The sequence below is a fragment of the Phormidium sp. CCY1219 genome, from assembly GCF_055795085.1.
On the sequence record NZ_JAYFEQ010000449.1, the window covers coordinates 1 to 1,893 of the forward strand.

The window sequence follows — 1,893 nt, forward strand, 5'->3', positions numbered from 1 at the left end:
GTCGCTACCGTGGGGGAGGTGCTTTCACATGACACACTTCATGGGGTGGGCTTTCACCACCATCGACATTCAGTTGTTAAGGCCCTTTTGGAACCTTACCCTGCCCACGTTTCGGAGATTTTCCTTGACTTTTGGCAGGAACGAATCGCACCAATGATTCTGATTATAACCTATCACAGATTCCTTGTGCCTTTCATCGGGAATAGGGCGATCGCCCGTGCAAATGCTTGTCCTCGACGGAATCACCCCTCCCTCTCTCGGTGATTTGCCCCTAGGCGATTTTTTATCGTCAATTGGTGACGTTCAATTACAAATTAATAATTAGCGATAGTTGACGGATTCGCCCACTATCGGCGGCGCGCTGGCGAACTCCGTGGTGCTTCAGCAGCGTTTCCGCATTGATTTAGCTGCATTTACGACCCAGCGGATAGTTAAAGATTGGTGGAAATGGCTTGTACGGGACAAGTGGGAATGCACTGTTCGCAGACTATACAGCGCGATCGGGTAAAGTTTAGCTCAAAGGTGTCTGGATGAAGGGTTAGCGCTTCCGTGGGACATACCCCGGTGCAAAGTCCACAGTGAACGCAACTTTCTTCGTCAATTAAAATTTCGCGACTGGCGAGAGATACGGAAACATCATGCGATCGCATCCAATCAATCGCCGATTCTAACTGATCCATATCCCCCGATAATTCCACCACCAAAGTGCCAATTTGATTCGGGGCAACATGGGCGCGGATAATATTAGCCGCTACATTAAAATCCTTCGCCAACCGATAGGTAATTGGCATCTGGATCGAGCGTTTTGGGAACGTCAAAGTGACTCGTTTCTTCACGGCAAAACTCCGATAGGGTTAAATCAAGTGCAAAAGCATCTGGATTATTTCTGTATTAATTCTAAACTCGGCAATTTATCGCGCAGGTTGGGTTCCATCCGGTCTCTCTTTTACACCCCACCTGCCAATTTTCATTTCTGGCAATGCCAAAAAACTTTTCTTTAATTTTGTATTCTAGCACGATTCAGCGCGATTGACTAGGGTGGGGCAATCTCGAATCCCTCCGATTGCCCGGAAAATTCTTCAATCCCCGCCTCTCGCAGAGCGACACATGCAAGGGGTGCGCTCTCGGTGGCGCTGGGTTGAAATACAATAGAATTAGTTTGTAATAATTGGCGAGTTACTATCTGATGAGTGCAAATTTACCGGACAAATCCACCTCCTCGGTGGTCAATCAGTTGAGAAATTTATTAATCGTCCTCGCAGCAACTGTGCTGAGTGTGGCGATTTTCCTCGGATTGCGAACTGAAGCGCGCAACGTTTCCCTGACGGATTTGGCGTCGGAGTCTATGCCCCTAGAGGTGGCTCTAGAAAATGGCAATCCCACTCTAATGGAATTTTATGCCAATTGGTGTACGAGCTGTATGGCAATGGCACCAGAAATTAAGGAACTGGAACAGGAGTATGAGGGCAATGTTAATTTTGTGATGTTGAATGTGGATAATAGTAAGTGGTTGCCAGAACTGACGAAATATCGCGTGGATGGTATTCCGCATTTCGTGTTTTTGGGAAGCAATGGGGAAGCGATCGCTTCGGCGATCGGGGAAATTCCGCGCGATGTAATGGCACAGAATTTAGATGCGTTAGTCGCCGGCGAACCTTTACCTTATGCAAAAGCAACCGGTCAAAAATCTGCGATCGATAAATCGGGAACCCCTAAAAAATCAACCCCCACCGATCCGCGCAGTCACAGCGCTCAAGTGGTGAATTAATTGTCGATCGCGATCGCTTCTTCAATGGCGAGGAAGTTGTAAGGATTGTCAGGACAAGGCATTGCCTTGTCCCTACGGCAAATTCCCATCATGCCGATTTTTTGTTGAGGCAATGGGTTGACAAA

Annotated in this window: 2 protein-coding genes; one reads left to right on the forward strand and one right to left on the reverse strand. The window is 47.6% G+C overall.

Features of this window, described 5'->3' with window-relative positions; translation table 11 throughout:
* Positions 1-431: 431 nt before the first annotated feature.
* Entirely contained in the window at positions 432-836 is a 405-nt protein-coding gene (locus AC0QH1_RS10935; protein ID WP_324631129.1) for an NIL domain-containing protein, read from the reverse strand.
* A gap of 350 nt (positions 837-1,186) precedes the next feature.
* Between AC0QH1_RS10935 and AC0QH1_RS10940 the strand changes: the two genes are divergently transcribed.
* Positions 1,187-1,768, forward strand: coding sequence for a thioredoxin family protein (locus AC0QH1_RS10940; RefSeq protein WP_324631130.1), 582 nt, complete (start codon positions 1,187-1,189; stop codon positions 1,766-1,768).
* Positions 1,769-1,893 lie beyond the last annotated feature (125 nt).